Here is a 17,786-nt window from a genome sequence, read left to right as displayed (position 1 = left end):
AAATCCGCATGACCGCTACTGATGCTGCCCGTTGTCCATTCCTTCATCCCTGATTTCGCGCCAAATAAAAAATGTTAACAATTTGTTCTTGCGCACGAATTCTCTATTGGCCTTATCCTTGCGAAATTCCGGCCACGACCGCGAAAATAAATAACTCATGAGGCCTGGCAGAAATAGTACAGCAAGAAGTGTCCAAAGAATGTTGTAGGTATATCTGGTGGAGCCATGCATATACTCCACACCGCCGCTGAAAATTCCTAGGGCAATCACGCCTACGAAACAGAGGATGAAACCTACTAGGCAGATGATACTTGCGCGCTTTGTCACCTTCCCTCCATAGAAATTAGTACTAGGGTGTCCGCGAGTTCATGGCCGATAAATGTTAAACAGACTGCGCGCCCATTTCGGTGAGATTTGCCCAAAAGCCGATTACCAGCATTGCCGGATGCATATTAAAAGCGTAGCCCTCAAAACAACTCCGATAAGGGGTTTCTCAAAAACTGCGTAAAAACAGATATCTGAAAGATGGTGGCGACCCCTGCAGGAATCGAACCTGCGACAACCTGCTTAGAAGGCAGGTGCTCTATCCAGCTGAGCTAAGGGGCCGTCCGCTGGCCGCGTTTACGAAGCGCGACCGAATGCGCCATATGTGGACGAGAAATTTCAATGCGTCCAGGGTTGCGTGCGGGTATAGCGGAAATTATCCGGATAGGCCACAACCTGACGGGCTGGGTCCTTCGGCGCGATGACGCGGTATTCGATGCCGTTGCGCTGGGCGTAGGCTTCGGCAAGTGCCTGCGTTTCGAAGGTGAGCTTTACCTGCTGGCGCATGTCACCCGAGGAGGTGTAGCCCATGATCGGATCGATCTTGCGCGGCGACTCCTGATCGAATTCAAGCACCCAGAGATGGGTCTTGGCCTTGCCGGACTGCATGGCGGTCTTAGCAGGACGATAGATCTTGGCAGACATGACTGCGGCATCTCCGAATATGCGAGGACAGAGCGCCCCGCCTTTCATGGTCTCAATCCCGTTGCCGGGCACTTGCTTCGTCGTTTGCGATAACGCGAAGAGTTGAATTTTGCTTATCCGCGAATCCCCGTTTTTTCAAGAAAAAAGCGGATCGCGACGCCGCCGCCACAGCCGCACCGACAATACGCCAATGTGTTGGGGAGCAAGGCTTATCGTTAACTCGGGCGGCTCAGCACATTCATCCCTCATGTCGCTTCCCATCCACCTAAATCCGCAGGAATTCCAGACCATTGCGCAATATTACCAATTGTCTCATGTTGTGATCACAAGCTGATTGCCGCAGCCGGCCATGGGCACTAGTTTGCGGCTCAATCGGCTTCAGTGGATGCACGCATGATGAGACGTTCGACAGAGTTCAATGCCATTATGATAGGAGCTGGCATCACCGCTTTCTTCTATATCGCTATCAGCTATGCCCAATATATCGGCCTGATCGCCCGCGGCTAAGGCTGATCGCCCTGACGTCCAATTGCGCCTCACAGGTAAATTGACGGCCGACCCGAGATTTCCCCCTGCGTCCACAGACATGGTGAGAAATCTCCGGCGACCGCTGGATTTATGGGTTGCGACGGCGAAGCGAACCGTGTATTCCCGCTGCCAATCACGGCACGGAGTGTAGCGCAGTCTGGTAGCGCATCTGGTTTGGGACCAGAGGGTCGGGAGTTCGAATCTCTCCACTCCGACCATTCAATATCCTGATATCCATCAATTTCTTGATACCTGCATCGCAGCTGGTGCACCCGCGAGCTTACGTACCGTCACTTCGCCTTCGTCGTCGTGGCGCTGACGATTCTGTCGCCTGGCTTGATTCCGAGTTTGCCGACGATGCCGGCATTGAGTTCGACGACGTATTTCACCGGGCTCATCGAATCGATGATGTCGCGTGAATAGGGTTTTGCGTTTTCCTTGATGTGGCGGATCGTGCCGGTGTCGTCGGCAAAGAGCATGTCGAGCGGCAGGATGGTGTTCTCCATCCACATGGCAACGCGCCGTGTTTGCCCGAAATCGAAAATCATGCCGGCGTCATCAGCCATCGACTTGCGAAACATCAGCCCGCGGGCGCGCTGATCACCGGTGGCGGCGACCTCGACGGTAAAATGCAGCATCTTGCCCGCGGCTGTCTGGATGAGCAGCGGCTCCTTGTCGAACCGCATCTCCTCCTCAGCCAAAGCCGGCAGGGCGACCAAGAAAAAAAGCGCCATGACGGCGCTTCTGATCGCATGAAACAGGACGATGCCGCGCATGTCAGTGCGACCGGCTTGCCGGGCTCGGAACGTCGGGATGGATCTCTGCGGCCATCAGGCCCTTTTCGCCATCGCCGAAGCGGACGAGGACCACCTGGCCGGGGCGCAGCTCCGTCAGCCCGAAGCGGCGCAGCGTTTCCATGTGCACAAAAATGTCTTCGGTGCCCTCACCGCGCGTCAGGAAACCGAAGCCCTTGGTGCGGTTGAACCACTTGACAAGCGCACGCTCGAGCCCGCTCGTGGCGGTGACCTGCACATGGGTGCGCACCGGCGGCAACTGCGAGGGATGAATGGCAGTCGACTGATCCATCGAGAGGATCTTGAAAGCCTGGTAGCCGCGCTCGCGGCGCTGGACGAGAGCGACGATGCGCGTGCCCTCGAGGATCGTTTGGTAGCCGTCGCGGCGCAGGCAGGTCACGTGCAGGAGAACATCCTGCATGCCGTTATCAGGCACGATGAAGCCGAAGCCCTTGGCGACGTCGAACCACTTGACGACACCGGTGATTTCGACAAGATCGACCGCTTCTGACGACAGCTCGTCGACATCGGTGTATGCGTTCGATGAAATCCTATCAGCCATTATCGCCAGCCCCTCGAATACGCGTCACACTGTTACGGTTAACTGATTCTTGAAATCAAGATTAACATCTTGGTAACGGATAAGCGCAAGTCCTAGTTTTCGGTTATTCCCAGCTGCACATTTTATAAAGATGACTTGCCCGAAGCTGACCTCGGCTCGCCAAAAAGGCCAGCCCCTATAAAGGAGTAGATAGAATGCGTTATCTTCATACGATGGTTCGCGTCAAAGATCTGGACGCTTCGCTTGCCTTCTATACCTCGCTGTTCGGACTGGAGGAGATTCGCCGCCACGAAAACGAGAAGGGCCGCTTTACCCTGGTTTTCCTGGCCGCTCGCGACGATCTCGACCGTGCGCGCAGCGAAAAAGCCCCCTGCCTCGAGCTCACCTACAACTGGGATACGGAGGATTATAGCGGAGGACGCAATTTCGGCCACCTCGCCTATGAGGTGGATGATATTTACGCGATCTGCCAAAAGCTGATGGATAACGGCATTACCATCAACCGGCCGCCGCGCGACGGCAACATGGCCTTCGTGCGCTCGCCCGACGGCATTTCGATCGAAATTCTGCAGAAGGGAAGCCCGCTTCCGGCCGCCGAACCTTGGGCTTCCATGGGCAATACCGGCGCCTGGTAAGGGTTTTGGCCGCAAGGCTTTTGCGAAACTTGCGGCTTTTGCGATTTCGGGTCCGGCCGGCGCCTTGGCGCTTGCCGCGACCCGGCCCCGCAGGCAATCTTCCGGTGAATCGAAGCGGAGGATGGCGATATTTCGCTGTTTTTCGCATCAACCGGAGACAGATTGCTTGGGTAATATTGAGACGCGGATGCCCATTACCGGCGCATTGCTGATCGCCACCTCGATATTGGCGCTGTCGGGCTGCGTATCGAACAAGAAGACGCTCGATTCCGCAGCGGCGACTCCTGCGGTTCCGGCGACGGTGGCTGCAGCGCCACAACTTGGCGCAACGGCGCCGGTGAAATCTGCCCCGCGCTCGGTCTATACCGACCCCCGGCTCGTCAATGTCTCCGGCGCCCAGGCCGCGCCACAGGTCGTGGCAGGGGATGCGAATGCCGCCGTCCCGCCGGCCGATCCGGGAATGGCGGCGCCTGCCAATCTAGGCGGGCTCGTCATGCAGTCGACACGGATCAACGCCCAGGCGATGAGCATCTTTTCGGATCACCAGCCGCCGCCGCAGAACAACAGCACGTCTACCGTCATCCAGCCGCAAGCCTTTGCGCCGACGGAAGGAGTGGCACCCGCAAAAAGCAGCGTCTACAGCCAGCCGATCATGCCCTCGCAGCCGGCAGCGCCGGTGCTGCCGCAGCAATCGTCTGAAAATTCCGGTACGCAGCCTGCGCCCGTACAAACAGCCTCGCTGGCGACGGGCGGTATCCCGGCCTCGACGACAAACGCGCTTTACAGCGCACCGAAGCAGAACCTGCTCGGCAGTCTTTCCGGCCTCCTGCACAAAGCCGCCCTGCCCGGCATGACGCGAGTTGCGCCGAACGGGCTGCACGTCCAGAACGACAATGTCGAGGTCGGCTGCTTCAAGCCGGACCTGCTGAAAGTGATCAAGACGGTCGAGAACCATTTCGGCCGGCCTGTCATCGTCACATCAGGCTATCGCGACGAAGAACATAACCGCCTGGTCGGTGGTGCTGATGAATCGATGCACAAGAGCTGTGAGGCCGCAGACATTCAGATCGACGGCGTGTCCAAGTGGGATATCGCCGCCTATATCCGCTCCTTGCCGGATCGCGGCGGGGTCGGCACCTATTGCCACACCGACTCGGTCCACCTCGACACCGGCAAGACCCGCGACTGGAACTGGGGCTGCGGCGGCAAACGGGCGCCCGTAACCACCGCAAGAGCGATCTAACATCGTCGGCGCGAAGTTCCATCACCTAAGGTCAACTGAACTTCATCTGCTTCTGGGAGGCCGTACAAGCCTTTGATTCGGCAGCAGTAATCTGAAATACCACGGCCGTCGGAATATCTGTCATTTTTTTGAAAAGAATCGAATTTGCCGCTTGCGGCTTTCGAAGGTGCTGACTATAAGGGCGCCACCACGAAGGAAGCGCCCTTCGTCTATCGGTTAGGACACCAGATTTTCATTCTGGGAAGAGGGGTTCGACTCCCCTAGGGCGTGCCACTTTCCCTCCATATAGAAGCCATCACATCCGCTTGCAGAAGCCGGCGCGTACGCCTATTTTAACGAGGCTGGCCTGCGCCCTTCGTCTATCGGTTAGGACGACAGATTCTCATTCTGTAAAGAGGGGTTCGACTCCCCTAGGGCGTACCATCGAGCTTATGATGTGCCGCCAACCACCCGTCGGTTCGATATTTCCAGCCATCCGCCGCCCCGTAGCGCCATGGTTTTCCACAGCTAAAAAAAATCGGCAAAAACTGTGATTTTTTCGCGCCTTGGCGCTTGCGGCTTTCGAAGGTGCTGACTATAAGGGCGCCACCACGAAGGAAGCGCCCTTCGTCTATCGGTTAGGACACCAGATTTTCATTCTGGGAAGAGGGGTTCGACTCCCCTAGGGCGTGCCACTTTACTTCCTTATATTCGTTCATCCGACGGCGGCTTTCGCAAGCGTGCTATCTCGCTGGCGCTGCGTCGCAGACGCGCAGTTGGATGCGGCGCGCGCCTTGATAATGTTCGGCGCCGAGCGAGCCTGCGACATGGAGGCTGGCGCCGCGTGAATTGATGAGAAGATTGCCGAGGCCGGTATCGGCGGCGCGGAAGGCGATTCCATCGAGCCGCGACCCGTCCATCGCCTCCAGCGTCACCTTCACATGTTTCTCGCCGACCAGGCGCGCATCTCGTACCCGATGCGCCGGTACCGCAAAAAGCGGCTGGGCGTGGCCGGAGCCATAGGGGCCGGCGGCTTCCAGGCGGTCAATGAGTTCAAGCGTGGCGCCGCTTGCGCCGATTGCGCCATCGATCTTCAATGTCTCGTTGGCGACGAGGCTCGCCACTGTCCGTGCGGCCTTCTCGGTAAAGAAGGTTCTCAACCTGCCGAGGTCGGCGCGCTCGACCGTCAGCCCCGCCGCCATGGCATGGCCGCCGCCCTTGACCAGGATGCCCTCCTCGACCGCAGCCCGCACCATCCTGCCCATGTCGAAGCCATTGATGGAGCGGCCTGAGCCGGTGCCGCGGCCGGAGGGATCGAAAGCGATCGCGAAGGCGGGCCGTTTGAATTTCTCCTTCAGCCGCGCGGCGATCAGCCCGACGATGCCTGGATGCCACTTCTCATGGGCGGTGACGATGACGGAGGCGCCCTCGCCGTCGCCGTATTCGGCAAGCGCCTCGGCTTCCGCCTCCTGCAGCATCATCGCCTCCATCGCCTGGCGTTCACGGTTGAGCTCGTCGAGGCGCTGCGCGATCACCTCCGCCTCGCCGGCATCATCGAGCGTCAGCAGGCGGCTTCCGAGTGCGGCGTCACCAATCCGTCCACCGGCATTGATGCGCGGGCCGATCAGAAAGCCGAAATGATAAGGCGTCACGGGGCCTGCGAGCCCCGCCTTGCGGAAGAGTGCGGCAAGCCCGGCATTGCTCTGGTGCCGGGCAGCAACCAGCCCCTTGACCACATAGGCGCGATTGAGCCCCTTCAGCGGCACGACATCACAGACCGTCGCAAGCGCCACGATGTCAAGCCATTGCAGCAGGTCGAGCGCCAAGATGTGTTTGTTGCCGGCCGCGCGCAGCAGCCGCAATGTCGCGACCAGCACCATGAAGACGACGCCGGCCGCGCAAAGATGCCCCTGCCCCGACAGATCGTCCTCGCGATTGGGATTGACGAGCGCATGGCAGGGCGGCAGCTCATGTGTCACCTGGTGGTGATCGATGACGACGACATCGATATTGCGCGCAGCAGCGGCGGCAAGCGCGTCGTGACTGGTGGAGCCGCAATCGACGGTGACGATCAGCCGGGCGCCATTGTCGATCAGCTGGTTGATCGCCGCCGGATTGGGGCCATAACCTTCAAAGATGCGGTCGGGAATGTAGATGTTCGCCTTGACCCCGAAATGGCTGAGAAAGCGGAACATCAGCGCCGAGGAGGCCGCCCCGTCGACATCATAATCGCCGAAAATCGCCACGCTCTCGCCGCGCTCGATCGCACGCACGAGGCGGGTTGCCGCCTTCTCGCAATCGGTCAGTGTGTGGGGATCGGGCATCAAGCCGCGGATTGTTGGGTCGAGGAATTCGATCGCTTCGTCAACCGGGACGCCGCGTCCTGCGAGAACCCGGGCGATCAGATCCGGCAGCCCGTGAACCTGCGCCATGGCGAGCGCCCGGTTCTGGCCGGCCTGGTCGAGTCTTGCAACCCAGCGATTGTCGAGTGCGGATTTCTCCACGCCAAGAAACGCGCGCTGTACCGGATCGACGAGATCTGCCATTCCAAACTCCGCTGACTTCATCTGTTCTTTCTACAGGAGCAGCGGAGATAACATAGCGACGGATTTGCAGACACGCATTTTTACCAGAAGATCAGCCAGACGATCACGGCGATGCCACCGATCTGCACCAACAAGACCGAAAACAGCGTCAGCAGAATGGCCCAGTTGCGGCCTTCCGTGTGTTCATCGTCAAGGGCCTCGTCATGGCTGTCGTCCCTAATGTCAGGACGCATCGGCTTGAGGATGTCTGCAAATATATCAGGGCGGGCTGGCGGCACCTTGCTCGGGCTGCCATGCTCCTTTCCGGCGTGGCTGTCCTTGCTCATGAAATACTCCACGCCGGCGACTCACCATCTGTGGTTTTATTTATATCAATATTTCGGCATTTGGTAATATAGACTTCCGCAGGGAGGCTGAACGATTAACAGAAAAAGCCGCCCTGCCAGAGACAGAGCGGCTCATACTCCCAAGCGAAAAATGCTTAAGCTTCTTCTTTCGGCCGTTCGATGCGAATCACCTGCGGCTCGCCGAAGAGATAGCCTTCCGACTTTATCGAGGCGACCGCCTTGCGCACGGACTCTTCCATCGTTGCATGGGTGACGAGGATGATCGTCTGGTGATGCGATGGGGCCAGGTGCTGTGTAGAGCGCTGGACGATCGATTCGAGCGAGATGTGGTTTTCCGCCATGCGGGTGGCGACGCTTGCAAAGACGCCGGTGCGGTCGAGCACAGTCAGGCGGATAAAATATCCGCCCTCGTGGCTCTGCATCTGCGCCTTGCGGTAAGGCTCCAGCGCCTTTGCGGGATGGCCGAGCACCGGCACGCGCTGAGCGCCCGGCTGGCTCTTGGCGATATCGGCGATATCGCCAAGCACGGACGAGGCCGTCGCATTGCCGCCGGCGCCTGGACCGACCATCAGTAGTTCGCCGAGCACGTCGGACTCAATTGCTACCGCATTGGTAACGCCGTCGACTTGCGCGATGACAGAATCGACCGGGACCATGGTCGGGTGTACACGCTGTTCGATGCCGGTCTCGGTGCGCTGGGCAACGCCGAGCAGCTTGATGCGGTAACCGAGTTCGGCGGCGGCGTGGATGTCCTCGATCGAGATATTGGTGATGCCTTCGAGATAGATGTCGTCGGCCGCGATGCGATTGCCGAAGGCAAGCGTCGTCAGGATGGCGAGCTTGTGGGCGGTATCGTTGCCCTCGATATCGAAGGCGGGATCGGCTTCGGCATAACCCAGCCGCTGCGCTTCCTTGAGGCATTCGGCGAAGGAAAGCCCCTCCTTCTCCATCTTGGTCAGGATGTAATTGCAGGTGCCGTTCATGATGCCATAGATGCGCGAGACGGCGTTGCCGGTCAGCGATTCGCGCAGCGCCTTGATGACGGGGATGCCACCGGCGACCGCCGCCTCGAAATTCAACAGCGAGCCCTTCTCTTCCGCGATCGTCGCAAGCTCGACACCGTGATAGGCGAGCAGCGCCTTGTTGGCTGTCACCACATGGAGACCACGCTGAAGTGCGGCGCGCACCGAGACGTTGGCAGCCCCTTCGGCGCCGCCCATCAGCTCGACGAAGACGTCGATATCACCCTTTTCGGCCAGATCCTCGGGCCGATCGAACCAGGTGACGGCAGAAAGATCAACGCCCCGGTCCCGCGTTTTGTCGCGCGCGGAAACCGCGGTGATCGTAATCGGACGTCCGCAGGTGACGGCAAGCTCGTTGCTCTTCTGCTGAATGATGCGGACAAGCGAGGCGCCAACGGTGCCTAAGCCCGCAATGCCGATTTTGAGGGCGTCTGCCATGGATCGATCCTGAAATGTCTGTGTGGCGGCAGCCGCCGAACGCGGCTGCCCAAGAGTTGGAATTAACGGTGGGCGTTGAGCGAGATGACGTTATGCATCGTCTCGTCTGCCGTCGACATGAACTTCTTGATGTTGCGCGCAGCCTGACGGATGCGGTGTTCATTCTCGACAAGCGCCAGACGGACATAGTCGTCGCCCATCTCGCCGAAGCCGATGCCCGGAGCAACGGCGACGTCCGCCTTCTCGACCAGCAGCTTGGAAAATTCCAGCGAACCGAGATGACGGAACTTTTCCGGGATTTTCGCCCAGGCGAACATGGTGGCCGCCGGCGGCGGCACTTCGAAGCCCGATTTACCGAAGCTTTCGACCATGACGTCGCGGCGGCGTTTATAGACATTGCGCACTTCGGCAATGTCGGAGCCGTCGCCGTTCAGGGCATGCGTCGCCGCAACCTGGATCGGCGTGAAGGCGCCGTAATCGAGGTAGGACTTGACGCGGGTGAGTGCAGCGATCAGCCGCTCGTTGCCGACGGCAAAGCCCATGCGCCAGCCAGGCATGGAAAAGGTCTTCGACATTGACGTGAACTCGACCGTCACATCCATTGCGCCCGGCACTTCGAGAACCGACGGCGGCGGAGCGCCGTCGAAGTAGATCTCCGAATAGGCGAGGTCGGAGAGCACGATGATGTCGTGCTTCTTGGCGAAGGCGACGACGTCCTTGTAGAAATCGAGCGTCGCGACAAAGGCCGTCGGGTTCGAGGGATAGTTGAGGATCAGCGCCAAAGGCTTCGGGATCGAATGGCGGACCGCGCGCTCGAGCGGCGGGAAGAAAGTCTCGTCCGGCTCCACCGACATCGAGCGGATCACGCCGCCGGCCATCAGGAAGCCGAAGGCGTGGATCGGATAGGTGGGGTTCGGGCAGAGAATCACGTCGCCGGGAGCGGTGATCGCCTGCGCCATGTTGGCGAAGCCTTCCTTGGAGCCCAGGGTGGCGACCACCTGCGTATCCGGGTTGAGCTTGACGCCGAAACGGCGGGCGTAATAGGCGGCCTGGGCGCGGCGCAGGCCCGGAATGCCCTTGGAGGACGAATAACGGTGCGTGCGCGGGTCCTGCACGACCTCGCACAGCTTGTCGACGATCGCCTGGGGAGTGGGAAGGTCAGGGTTTCCCATGCCGAGATCGATGATATCGGCGCCGCCCGCTCGCGCGCTTGCTTTCAAACGGTTGACCTGTTCGAAAACATAAGGCGGCAAACGCCGGACTTTGTGAAACTCTTCCATTTCATTCCCCATGGAAAGGCGGCATTTCGGGCCGCAGTCGAAGTTCGTTCCGTCTTCCGGCGGCTGCGACACGAACTTCACAATCGCAGCGCCGTATTCATCAGACCCAAGCCAAGCGGCAAATCTTTGACGGAAAGGCCGCACAACCACGCATTATCGGCAAAATCGCATCTTCCGATCCATCCGGAAGGCTTTGCGTCCAATTTGCCTGAAAGGCAAGGCTTATTTGGAGATTTCAGAGAGCGTCTGCGCACCGTGCTCGGCGGCAAGGCGGCGCATTTCGGTGACCTTGGCCTGATATTCGGCTTCCGAGATCGTGCCCGCCTTGCGCCGAGCTGCAAGCGCAGTCAACTGATGCTGCAGTTCGGCCGCCTGCTCATCGCTCATCTGGACATTGGCGGCCGTCAGCGGCGCGCCGAAATTCGGATAGCCGTCCGGTGATTTCATCAGACCGCCTTCAACCGCCTCGCCCTTGGTTGCCGGCATGACGACGGCGGTCGGCGCCGCTCGCTTGGCGGCGGCGGCGGCTTTTTCCTCCGCCGTCAGATTGCATCCGGCAAGGGTCATCGCCGCCGCGGCGCAGATCAATGCGGTGCGGTTGAAGGTTGCGATGCGCCGAATGTCGTTCTCGATCATGCCTCAAAATCCAGTTCTGATTGCTTCGACTGTTAAATTTGTCGCAGCCACAAAGCAATAGCACGAGCCGATGCGGGTGGAACTTGTTTTCTCGTTCGGTCACGATGTACAACAAACGGATAAAAAGAGTGCTGCCGCCGGAGGAAATGGTGACCGACAGCAAGCAAGAGAGTGGCGGCCAGAAGAATGGCGACAAGACCGGTTTCGACGCGACCGATCTCGAACCCTATCTGTTGAAGGATCCCGAGACCATGGCGATGAATTTCGCCCGGGCGCTCGAAAATCTCGGCCAGGCCGCCTCGGCCTGGCTTGCGCCGCGCGAACGCGGCGAGATCACCGAAACCGCCATCGATCCGATGACCGACATGGTCAAAACGCTTTCCAAGGTCAGCGAATACTGGATTTCCGATCCCCGTCGCACCTTCGAGGCGCAGACCCAGCTGATGTCCTCGTTCTTCGGCATCTGGATGCGCTCGATGCAGCGCGTGCAGGGCGAACCCCTGCCGCCCGAGCCCGACACCCGCAAGGACAAGCGCTTTTCGGACGAGGATTGGCAGAAAAATCCGTTCTTCGATTTCCTCCGCCAGGTCTATTTCGTCACGAGCGACTGGGTGGACAAGCTAGTGTCGGAGACCGACGGCCTCGACGAGCATACCAAGCACAAGGCTGGATTCTACGTGAAGCAGATCACGGCAGCCCTTTCGCCGAGCAACTTCATCGCTACCAACCCGCAGCTTTACCGCGAGACGATCGCAAGCAACGGCGAAAACCTGGTGCGCGGCATGAAGATGCTCGCCGAGGACATCGCTGCGGGCAACGGCGAGCTTCGCCTTCGACAGACCGACATGACAAAATTCGCTGTCGGCCGCGACATGGCGCTGACACCGGGCAAAGTCATCGCCCAGAACGATATCTGCCAGATCATCCAGTACGAAGCCTCGACCGAAACAGTTCTGAAGCGGCCGCTGCTGATCTGCCCGCCCTGGATCAACAAGTTCTATATTCTTGATCTCAACCCGCAGAAATCCTTCATCAAATGGTGCGTGGACCAGGGCCAGACCGTCTTCGTCATATCCTGGGTCAACCCGGATGCGCGTCACGCCGAGAAGGACTGGGGCGCCTATGCCCGCGAGGGCGTCGATTTCGCGCTCGATACGATCGAGAAGGCGACCGGCGAGAAGGACGTCAACGCCGTCGGCTACTGCGTCGGCGGCACGCTGCTGGCGGCAACTTTGGCGCTGCACGCCAAGGAGAAAAACCGGCGCATCAAGACCGCCACGCTCTTCACAACGCAGGTTGATTTCACCCATGCCGGCGATCTCAAGGTCTTCGTCGACGAGGAGCAGCTTGCCGCGCTCGAAGAGCATATGAAGGCGGCCGGCTATCTCGACGGCACGAAGATGTCGATGGCCTTCAACATGCTGCGCGCTTCCGAGCTGATCTGGCCTTATTTCGTCAACAGCTACCTCAAGGGTCAGGAGCCCCTGCCCTTCGACCTGTTGTTCTGGAACGCCGATTCGACCCGCATGGCGGCGGCAAACCACGCCTTCTACCTGCGAAACTGCTATCTCCGCAATGCGTTGACGCAGAACGAGATGATCCTCGACGGCAAGCGCGTATCGCTGAAGGATGTGAAGATCCCGATCTATAATCTCGCCACGCGCGAGGACCACATCGCGCCTGCAAAATCGGTCTTCCTCGGCAGTCAGTTCTTCGGCGGCAAGGTGGAATTCGTCCTCACCGGCTCGGGACATATCGCTGGCGTCGTCAACCCGCCCGATAAGAAGAAATACCAGTTCTGGACGGGTGGCCCGGCCAAGGGCGACTACGAGACCTGGCTCGAGCGGGCCACCGAGACGGCGGGGTCGTGGTGGCCGCATTGGCAAGCCTGGATCGAGACGCAGGACGGCAGACGCGTTGCGGCCCGCAAACCCGGCGGCGATGCGCTGAACGCGATCGAAGAAGCACCGGGAAGTTATGTGATGGAACGCACCTGAGACGCCGGCAGGCATCTCTTTTTGAGACATCCCAAGAAACAGCGATATCGCGTAAACAAATTAGAAACCATAATTCGTCATCCTCGCGAAACAGTCGGAAGTCGCAAGCGGCCTAAATTCGGCCCCTTTGCGCCCTTACCGGCCCGGCGAAGTTTTAGTCAGTCAGTGCCGCCGGCCTGCGTAGCGAGTTTGAAAGACGAGTGTAGTATGGCGTTTGCGGTAGGGACGTTGGATCACGTCGCCCCTCTTGGCGGATCTGCTTTGCGTTCGCACAGATCTCGCGGTTTTCTTTACGGTGTCATCGGCGCCGGGCTTTTAACCTCAACATGGCTGATCGCGACCTTGGCAACGATGCATTCGGTCGCGGCGCCCTTTTCTCCAGCCGATAGCCTGGCACAGATCCGGGCCGCCTCGAAGGCGGCGCCGTCAACTCGCCTTGAGAGGTTGATCCATGTCGGCAAGGGTGACCGGCTGACCGCCTTCAACGCGAAGCCGAAGATGCCGCTGACGGCGAGCCTCATCCAGTCTCACGCTGAAAAGACGGCCGCTGCCGCAACGGCATTGGCGGCTCTTACGAAGAACAATCGGCTCGTCATGGCTGCCGAGCAACCGGTCGTCGCCGCGATTTCCGACAGTGCCAAGTTCCGCAAGGATGATGCGATCGCGCCGCCGGTCGAACTCGCCTCGGCAGAGATTGAAGAGGACGACGGCAACCGGATCATCGTTCCGTCAAAGGAGGCCGTCGCCGCGGCCCAACTCCAGGCAATGCTCGCGCTTGCTGATGCCGACCCCCGGCAGATCGCGCCCGCCCCGATCGAGCCGGCCGCGTCTCCTGTCAGGACCGCCTCGGTTCCTGCAACAGAATCCGCACCCGTGGAGGTCGCAGCGGCAGAGGATCAACCCTTCGATCTCGTCCTGTCGCCCGATGCAGGTTCCGTGCCGTTGCCGATGGCGCGTCCGGACGGACTCGTCGGCAAACCGGCGCCGGCCGTCAAGGGTGCACAGCGCTCTGCCGGGCCTGTCCTGGCCTATGCCCAGCCGAACTCGCCGATCGAGGACGATCAGGACGATGCCGTGCCGCGCTACGACAAGCCGGTCTTCTCGCCAAAACTGCGGGCAGGTGTCGCGATCTATGACATCGAAAACAGCACCGTCTATCTGCCGAACGGCGAACGGCTGGAGGCTCATTCCGGTCTCGGCAAGATGCGCGACAATCCGCGTTACGTGGACAAGAAGATGCGCGGACCGACGCCGCCGCATACCTATGTCCTCACGATGCGCGAGGCCCTCTTTCACGGTGTCGAAGCACTGCGCTTGACACCGGTGGAAGGCTCGGATGCCATCTATGACCGCGTCGGCCTGCTTGCCCACACCTATATGCTCGGCAAGAACGGCGATTCCAACGGCTGCGTTTCCTTCAAGGATTACAAACGCTTCCTGACCGCCTACAAACGCGGCGAGATCAAGCAGCTCGTGGTGGTGCCGCGGCTGAACAACAAGCCCGCCTCGACCCTCGCCTCGCTGTTTTCGTCGCGCAGCTAATTTAAGGAGCAGGTGGGCAAGCAGCCGCTTGCCCCCCGCAGCCCTACTTCAGCCAGACTGCTATCCGCTCCACCGCTTCGGCGATCTCTCCTTGCGAACCCGCATAGGAGAGACGCAGGGTTCGGTGTCCCTCCAGAGGATCGAAATCCAGGCCCGGCGTCGCCGCGACGTTGATTTCGGCCAACATGCGTTTGGCAAAGCCCATGCTGTCATTGGTGAAGCGCGAGACATCGACATAGGCGTAGAAGGCGCCGTCCATCGGCGAAGCGGGCGCAAGGCCGATCCTGGGCAGGCGGTCGAGCAGCAGCGCGCGGTTTGCGGCATAGCTCGCCCTGACATGATCGAGCTCTTCGCTTGCGCCAAGCGCAGCCACCGCTGCGATCTGGGAGAGCTCGGGCGGCGAGATATAGAGGCTCTGCGCCACCCGCTCGATCGGCCGCACCAGCCGTTCCGGTAGCACCATCCAGCCGATTCGCCAGCCGGTCATGCAGTAATATTTGGAGAAGGAGTTGATGACGATCGCCTCGTCCGTCAGCTCGAGCGCGCTCGCCTCCTCTCCCGCGAAGGTCAGCCCATGATAGATCTCATCGGAGATGAAGGCGATGGATTGGGCCGCGCAGTAATCCGCAAGCGCCTTCAACCCGTCACGGCCGGTCACGGTGCCGGTCGGATTGGCGGGGCTTGCAAGCAGCACACCTTTGAGCCTGACGCCGCTTTGCTGCTGCACCGCCTCGAGGCTCTCGGGTGTCAGGGTGAAGTGGGTCTCGGCCGTCACCGGCACTTCGAGAACCTTCAGCCCCAGCGCGCCGAGAATGTTGCGATAAGCGGGATAACCCGGTCTTGCGATCGCCACGGCATCGCCGGCATCAAAAAGCGTGAGGAAGGCGAGATTGAACCCTGCCGAGGAGCCTGTGGTTATGGCGATGCGCTTGGGATCGATCTCCAAGCCGTGACGGTCCCTGTAGTGCCAGGCCAGTGCGGATTTCAGCCGCGCCGTCCCCAGCGCATCCGTATAACCGATCCGGCCTTCGACAAGGGCGGCGCGTGCCGCTTGGAGCGCAGCTTGAGGCGCGGGATGCGAGGGCTGGCCGACCGCCATCGAGATGACGACGTGGCCGGCTGCCCGCCGCTTCGTCGCCTCCGCCAACACGTCCATGGCATGAAAAGGCTCGACTTCGCTGCGTTTCGATATGGAAAACAAGATCGCTTCTCGCTCGGCTTCTTCGCTATTGGCCAGACAATTGCCGCATTAATCGGCTCATCACAATCCCGCGAGGGCGGCGCAGGGATGAAAATTCCTGTTTGAACAGAACTCGACACCCCGTACCTTGACGCGACGCGTTCAAGTCCATAACCCGGCGACGGTTTTCTCGACCAAGACCACATCGCCGATGACGAGGATATCATGGCCTTCTTCTCAAAAAGCTTCACCGCACTGGCGCTCGCCGCATCGATCGCGCTCCCGTTTCCGGCGGCAGCGCTCGACGATCAGCAGAAGAAGGAATTCGGCGAATTCATCAAGCAATATCTGATCGAAAACCCGGAGATCATGCTCGACGTCCAGGACGCGCTGCAGAAGAAGCAGGAGGCCGCGCGGCTGGTGAAGGCCAATATGGCGATCGAGGAGAACACCGCAAACATCTTCAATTCAAAGGATGACGTCACGCTCGGCAATCCCAAGGGCGATGTGACCGTCGTCGAATTCTTCGATTATAATTGCACCTACTGCCGCCACGCGCTTCCCGACATGCAGGCGATGCTGAAGAAGGACACGAACGTCCGCTTCGTCCTCAAGGAATTCCCGATCCTCGGGCCGGATTCGGTTGCCGCCCACAAAGTGGCCGACGCCTTCCGCAGGCTGGCGCCTGCCAAATATGCCGATTTCCATGTCGCCCTTCTCAGCAGCGAAGGCCGTGCCTCGGAAGACAGTGCGATCGCTGTCGCAGGCTCTCTCGGCGTCAGCGAAGACAAGATTCGCGCCGAGATGGCGAAGAGCCCGAACGATGGGATCGTTCAGGCGACCTATCAGCTTGCCTCCAGCCTCGGCATCAGCGGCACGCCCTCTTATGTGATCGGCAACGAGCTGGTCCCGGGCGCCGTCGGGCTCGACGATCTCGAAGCCAAGGTCAAGAACATGCGCAGCTGCGGCAAGACCGCCTGCTGAGGAATCAGGCAGCCGACCGGCCGCTCATCAAATCGCCAGAATCGAAGCGTTTCAGCCATGTGGACAAATGTGGCGCGATTCCTGTCGGCCAACCCGTAAGGGCTTTCATTCAGCCCTCGCGGAGTCTATAGGTTGCCGTCGTGCATTTACGGAACATTCGATGACGCAAACGATTTTTGTCCTGAACGGCCCAAACCTGAACATGCTGGGTAAACGAGAGCCCGGCATTTATGGCGGCAAGACGCTCAAGGACATCGAGGCAGACTGCAAGGCAGCCGGGCGCGCACTCGGCTTTGATATCGACTTCCGTCAAAGCAACCACGAAGGCACGCTTGTGGACTGGTTCCACGAGGCCGACGAAAAGGCTGCCGGCGTCGCCATCAATGCAGGCGCCTATACGCATACGTCAGTCGCGCTGCACGACGCGATCCGCGCTATATCAATCCCCGTCATCGAACTCCACATATCCAACGTCCATGCACGGGAAGAATTTCGCCACAAGTCGATGATCGCGCCGGCATGCAAGGGCGTGATCTGCGGCTTCGGGCCTCACAGCTACATCCTGGCGCTCCATGCGCTGAAGAACATCACGGCATAAGAAGAAGACAGGGCAACACCATGGCTGAAAAGAAATCGGGTATCGATCAGGCACTGATCCGCGATCTCGCCAATATTCTCAACGAGACGGATCTGACGGAGATCGAGGTCGAGCAGGACGACTTGCGCATCCGCGTTTCGCGCGGCGGCACGCCGCAATACGTCCAGGCGCCGATTGCTGCACCGGCCTTTGCCGCCCCGGCCGCAGCCGCCGCTCCCGTAGCCGCCGCTGCCGCGCCCGCCGCAGCACCCGGCCGCAACCCGGCGAATGTCGTCAATGCGCCGATGGTCGGCACCGTCTACATGGCGCCGGCTCCGGGCGCACGTCCCTTCATCGAAATCGGCGCCACCGTCAAGGAAGGCCAGACGCTCATCATCATCGAAGCGATGAAGACGATGAACCAAATTCCTTCGCCGAAGTCAGGCAAGGTGACCGAGATCCTCGTCGACGACGGACATCCCGTCGAATACGGCCAAGCCCTCGTCGTCATCGAATAGGCCCAAGCC

At 60.0% G+C, this 17,786-nt stretch carries 17 protein-coding genes and 5 tRNA genes; 11 read left to right on the top strand and 11 right to left on the bottom strand.

From position 1 onward, the window contains the following. Positions 1 to 15: 15 nt before the first annotated feature. The 3 genes from AMK00_RS09575 to AMK00_RS09565 form a co-directional block, all read right to left on the bottom strand. Entirely contained in the window at positions 16 to 327 is a 312-nt protein-coding gene (locus AMK00_RS09575; protein WP_064810231.1) for a hypothetical protein, read from the bottom strand. 202 nt (positions 328 to 529) lie between these two features. Beyond that, positions 530 to 606: transfer RNA gene (locus tag AMK00_RS09570), tRNA-Arg, on the bottom strand. A 57-nt stretch (positions 607 to 663) separates the two neighbouring features. Further along, positions 664 to 969: an ETC complex I subunit gene (locus tag AMK00_RS09565; RefSeq protein WP_008526983.1), complete on the bottom strand. Its 306-nt coding sequence runs from the start codon at positions 967 to 969 to the stop codon at positions 664 to 666. A gap of 669 nt (positions 970 to 1,638) precedes the next feature. On the opposite strand from AMK00_RS09565, the gene AMK00_RS09560 reads away from it, so the two are divergent. Further along, positions 1,639 to 1,715 (top strand) — tRNA-Pro (locus AMK00_RS09560). Between the two features lie 72 nt (positions 1,716 to 1,787). On the opposite strand, the gene AMK00_RS09555 is transcribed toward AMK00_RS09560, so the two are convergent. Together AMK00_RS09555 and AMK00_RS09550 are read right to left on the bottom strand one after the other, a co-directional pair. Further along, complete coding sequence (locus AMK00_RS09555; RefSeq protein WP_064802234.1) at positions 1,788 to 2,273, bottom strand: DUF192 domain-containing protein; 486 nt, start codon at positions 2,271 to 2,273, stop codon at positions 1,788 to 1,790. Position 2,274: 1 nt separating this feature from the next. Next, the gene (locus AMK00_RS09550) at positions 2,275 to 2,853 is read right to left on the bottom strand and encodes a cold-shock protein (RefSeq protein ID WP_064802232.1); all 579 of its coding nucleotides are present in this window, start codon (positions 2,851 to 2,853) and stop codon (positions 2,275 to 2,277) included. Positions 2,854 to 3,047: 194 nt separating this feature from the next. Between AMK00_RS09550 and gloA the strand changes: the two genes are divergently transcribed. From gloA to AMK00_RS09525, 5 genes are all read left to right on the top strand, one after another. Continuing rightward, on the top strand, positions 3,048 to 3,488 hold the full coding sequence (gloA, locus tag AMK00_RS09545) for a lactoylglutathione lyase (protein WP_064810230.1): 441 nt from the start codon (positions 3,048 to 3,050) through the stop codon (positions 3,486 to 3,488). A 187-nt stretch (positions 3,489 to 3,675) separates the two neighbouring features. Beyond that, a complete protein-coding gene (locus AMK00_RS09540; protein WP_406869902.1) occupies positions 3,676 to 4,731 on the top strand; it encodes a YcbK family protein in 1,056 nt (351 codons plus the stop codon). 198 nt (positions 4,732 to 4,929) lie between these two features. Then, a tRNA-Glu gene (locus AMK00_RS09535) sits at positions 4,930 to 5,004 on the top strand. Between the two features lie 75 nt (positions 5,005 to 5,079). Further along, a tRNA-Glu gene (locus AMK00_RS09530) sits at positions 5,080 to 5,154 on the top strand. A 176-nt stretch (positions 5,155 to 5,330) separates the two neighbouring features. Then, a tRNA-Glu gene (locus AMK00_RS09525) sits at positions 5,331 to 5,405 on the top strand. Between the two features lie 48 nt (positions 5,406 to 5,453). Here the strand turns inward: AMK00_RS09525 and recJ are convergent. From recJ to AMK00_RS09500, 5 genes are all read right to left on the bottom strand, one after another. After that, complete coding sequence (gene recJ, locus AMK00_RS09520; protein ID WP_064810228.1) at positions 5,454 to 7,256, bottom strand: single-stranded-DNA-specific exonuclease RecJ; 1,803 nt, start codon at positions 7,254 to 7,256, stop codon at positions 5,454 to 5,456. 80 nt (positions 7,257 to 7,336) lie between these two features. Beyond that, positions 7,337 to 7,582 carry a hypothetical protein gene (locus tag AMK00_RS09515; RefSeq protein WP_064810227.1) on the bottom strand — a complete coding sequence of 82 codons (246 nt, stop codon included), beginning with the start codon at positions 7,580 to 7,582 and terminating at the stop codon, positions 7,337 to 7,339. A gap of 155 nt (positions 7,583 to 7,737) precedes the next feature. After that, positions 7,738 to 9,063: a homoserine dehydrogenase gene (locus AMK00_RS09510; RefSeq protein ID WP_064810226.1), complete on the bottom strand. Its 1,326-nt coding sequence runs from the start codon at positions 9,061 to 9,063 to the stop codon at positions 7,738 to 7,740. A 62-nt stretch (positions 9,064 to 9,125) separates the two neighbouring features. Continuing rightward, complete coding sequence (locus AMK00_RS09505; protein ID WP_064802220.1) at positions 9,126 to 10,343, bottom strand: LL-diaminopimelate aminotransferase; 1,218 nt, start codon at positions 10,341 to 10,343, stop codon at positions 9,126 to 9,128. 222 nt (positions 10,344 to 10,565) lie between these two features. Continuing rightward, positions 10,566 to 10,979, bottom strand: a complete 414-nt coding sequence (locus AMK00_RS09500; RefSeq protein ID WP_064802219.1) for a hypothetical protein — start codon at positions 10,977 to 10,979, stop codon at positions 10,566 to 10,568. Between the two features lie 146 nt (positions 10,980 to 11,125). Between AMK00_RS09500 and AMK00_RS09495 the strand changes: the two genes are divergently transcribed. Next, a complete protein-coding gene (locus tag AMK00_RS09495; protein WP_237350471.1) occupies positions 11,126 to 12,976 on the top strand; it encodes a PHA/PHB synthase family protein in 1,851 nt (616 codons plus the stop codon). Positions 12,977 to 13,183: 207 nt separating this feature from the next. Further along, positions 13,184 to 14,518, top strand: a complete 1,335-nt coding sequence (locus AMK00_RS09490; RefSeq protein WP_064810225.1) for a DUF2778 domain-containing protein — start codon at positions 13,184 to 13,186, stop codon at positions 14,516 to 14,518. A gap of 43 nt (positions 14,519 to 14,561) precedes the next feature. Here the strand turns inward: AMK00_RS09490 and AMK00_RS09485 are convergent, their stop codons facing one another. Further along, positions 14,562 to 15,719, bottom strand: a complete 1,158-nt coding sequence (locus tag AMK00_RS09485) for a pyridoxal phosphate-dependent aminotransferase (protein WP_064810224.1) — start codon at positions 15,717 to 15,719, stop codon at positions 14,562 to 14,564. Between the two features lie 204 nt (positions 15,720 to 15,923). Between AMK00_RS09485 and AMK00_RS09480 the strand changes: the two genes are divergently transcribed. The 3 genes from AMK00_RS09480 (at position 15,924) to accB (ending at position 17,777) form a co-directional block, all read left to right on the top strand. Continuing rightward, positions 15,924 to 16,682: a DsbA family protein gene (locus AMK00_RS09480; RefSeq protein WP_064802212.1), complete on the top strand. Its 759-nt coding sequence runs from the start codon at positions 15,924 to 15,926 to the stop codon at positions 16,680 to 16,682. Positions 16,683 to 16,842: 160 nt separating this feature from the next. Next, entirely contained in the window at positions 16,843 to 17,280 is a 438-nt protein-coding gene (aroQ, locus tag AMK00_RS09475) for a type II 3-dehydroquinate dehydratase (RefSeq protein ID WP_064810223.1), read from the top strand. Between the two features lie 20 nt (positions 17,281 to 17,300). Next, positions 17,301 to 17,777 carry an acetyl-CoA carboxylase biotin carboxyl carrier protein gene (accB, locus tag AMK00_RS09470; protein ID WP_064810222.1) on the top strand — a complete coding sequence of 159 codons (477 nt, stop codon included), beginning with the start codon at positions 17,301 to 17,303 and terminating at the stop codon, positions 17,775 to 17,777. The last annotated feature ends 9 nt before the right edge of the window (positions 17,778 to 17,786 follow it).

Origin of the sequence: Rhizobium sp. N621, assembly GCF_001664325.1 — a bacterium.
Lineage (GTDB): Bacteria > Pseudomonadota > Alphaproteobacteria > Rhizobiales > Rhizobiaceae > Rhizobium > Rhizobium esperanzae.
This window is presented reverse-complemented; position numbering and strand designations above follow the sequence as displayed.

What these genes read in the sequence shown, in the direction of transcription:
- AMK00_RS09565 (WP_008526983.1), bottom strand. Translation starts at nt 969, where the DNA reads ATGTCTGCCAAGATCTATCGTCCTGCTAAGACCGCCATGCAGTCCGGC.
- AMK00_RS09550 (WP_064802232.1), bottom strand. Translation starts at nt 2,853, where the DNA reads ATGGCTGATAGGATTTCATCGAACGCATACACCGATGTCGACGAGCTG.
- AMK00_RS09510 (WP_064810226.1), bottom strand. Translation starts at nt 9,063, where the DNA reads ATGGCAGACGCCCTCAAAATCGGCATTGCGGGCTTAGGCACCGTTGGC.
- AMK00_RS09505 (WP_064802220.1), bottom strand. Translation starts at nt 10,343, where the DNA reads ATGGAAGAGTTTCACAAAGTCCGGCGTTTGCCGCCTTATGTTTTCGAA.
- AMK00_RS09495 (WP_237350471.1), top strand. Translation starts at nt 11,126, where the DNA reads ATGGTGACCGACAGCAAGCAAGAGAGTGGCGGCCAGAAGAATGGCGAC.
- accB (WP_064810222.1), top strand. Translation starts at nt 17,301, where the DNA reads ATGGCTGAAAAGAAATCGGGTATCGATCAGGCACTGATCCGCGATCTC.
- AMK00_RS09480 (WP_064802212.1), top strand. Translation starts at nt 15,924, where the DNA reads ATGGCCTTCTTCTCAAAAAGCTTCACCGCACTGGCGCTCGCCGCATCG.
- AMK00_RS09515 (WP_064810227.1), bottom strand. Translation starts at nt 7,582, where the DNA reads ATGAGCAAGGACAGCCACGCCGGAAAGGAGCATGGCAGCCCGAGCAAG.
- AMK00_RS09555 (WP_064802234.1), bottom strand. Translation starts at nt 2,273, where the DNA reads ATGCGCGGCATCGTCCTGTTTCATGCGATCAGAAGCGCCGTCATGGCG.
- aroQ (WP_064810223.1), top strand. Translation starts at nt 16,843, where the DNA reads ATGACGCAAACGATTTTTGTCCTGAACGGCCCAAACCTGAACATGCTG.
- AMK00_RS09490 (WP_064810225.1), top strand. Translation starts at nt 13,184, where the DNA reads ATGGCGTTTGCGGTAGGGACGTTGGATCACGTCGCCCCTCTTGGCGGA.
- AMK00_RS09500 (WP_064802219.1), bottom strand. Translation starts at nt 10,979, where the DNA reads ATGATCGAGAACGACATTCGGCGCATCGCAACCTTCAACCGCACCGCA.
- AMK00_RS09540 (WP_406869902.1), top strand. Translation starts at nt 3,676, where the DNA reads ATGCCCATTACCGGCGCATTGCTGATCGCCACCTCGATATTGGCGCTG.
- recJ (WP_064810228.1), bottom strand. Translation starts at nt 7,256, where the DNA reads ATGGCAGATCTCGTCGATCCGGTACAGCGCGCGTTTCTTGGCGTGGAG.
- gloA (WP_064810230.1), top strand. Translation starts at nt 3,048, where the DNA reads ATGCGTTATCTTCATACGATGGTTCGCGTCAAAGATCTGGACGCTTCG.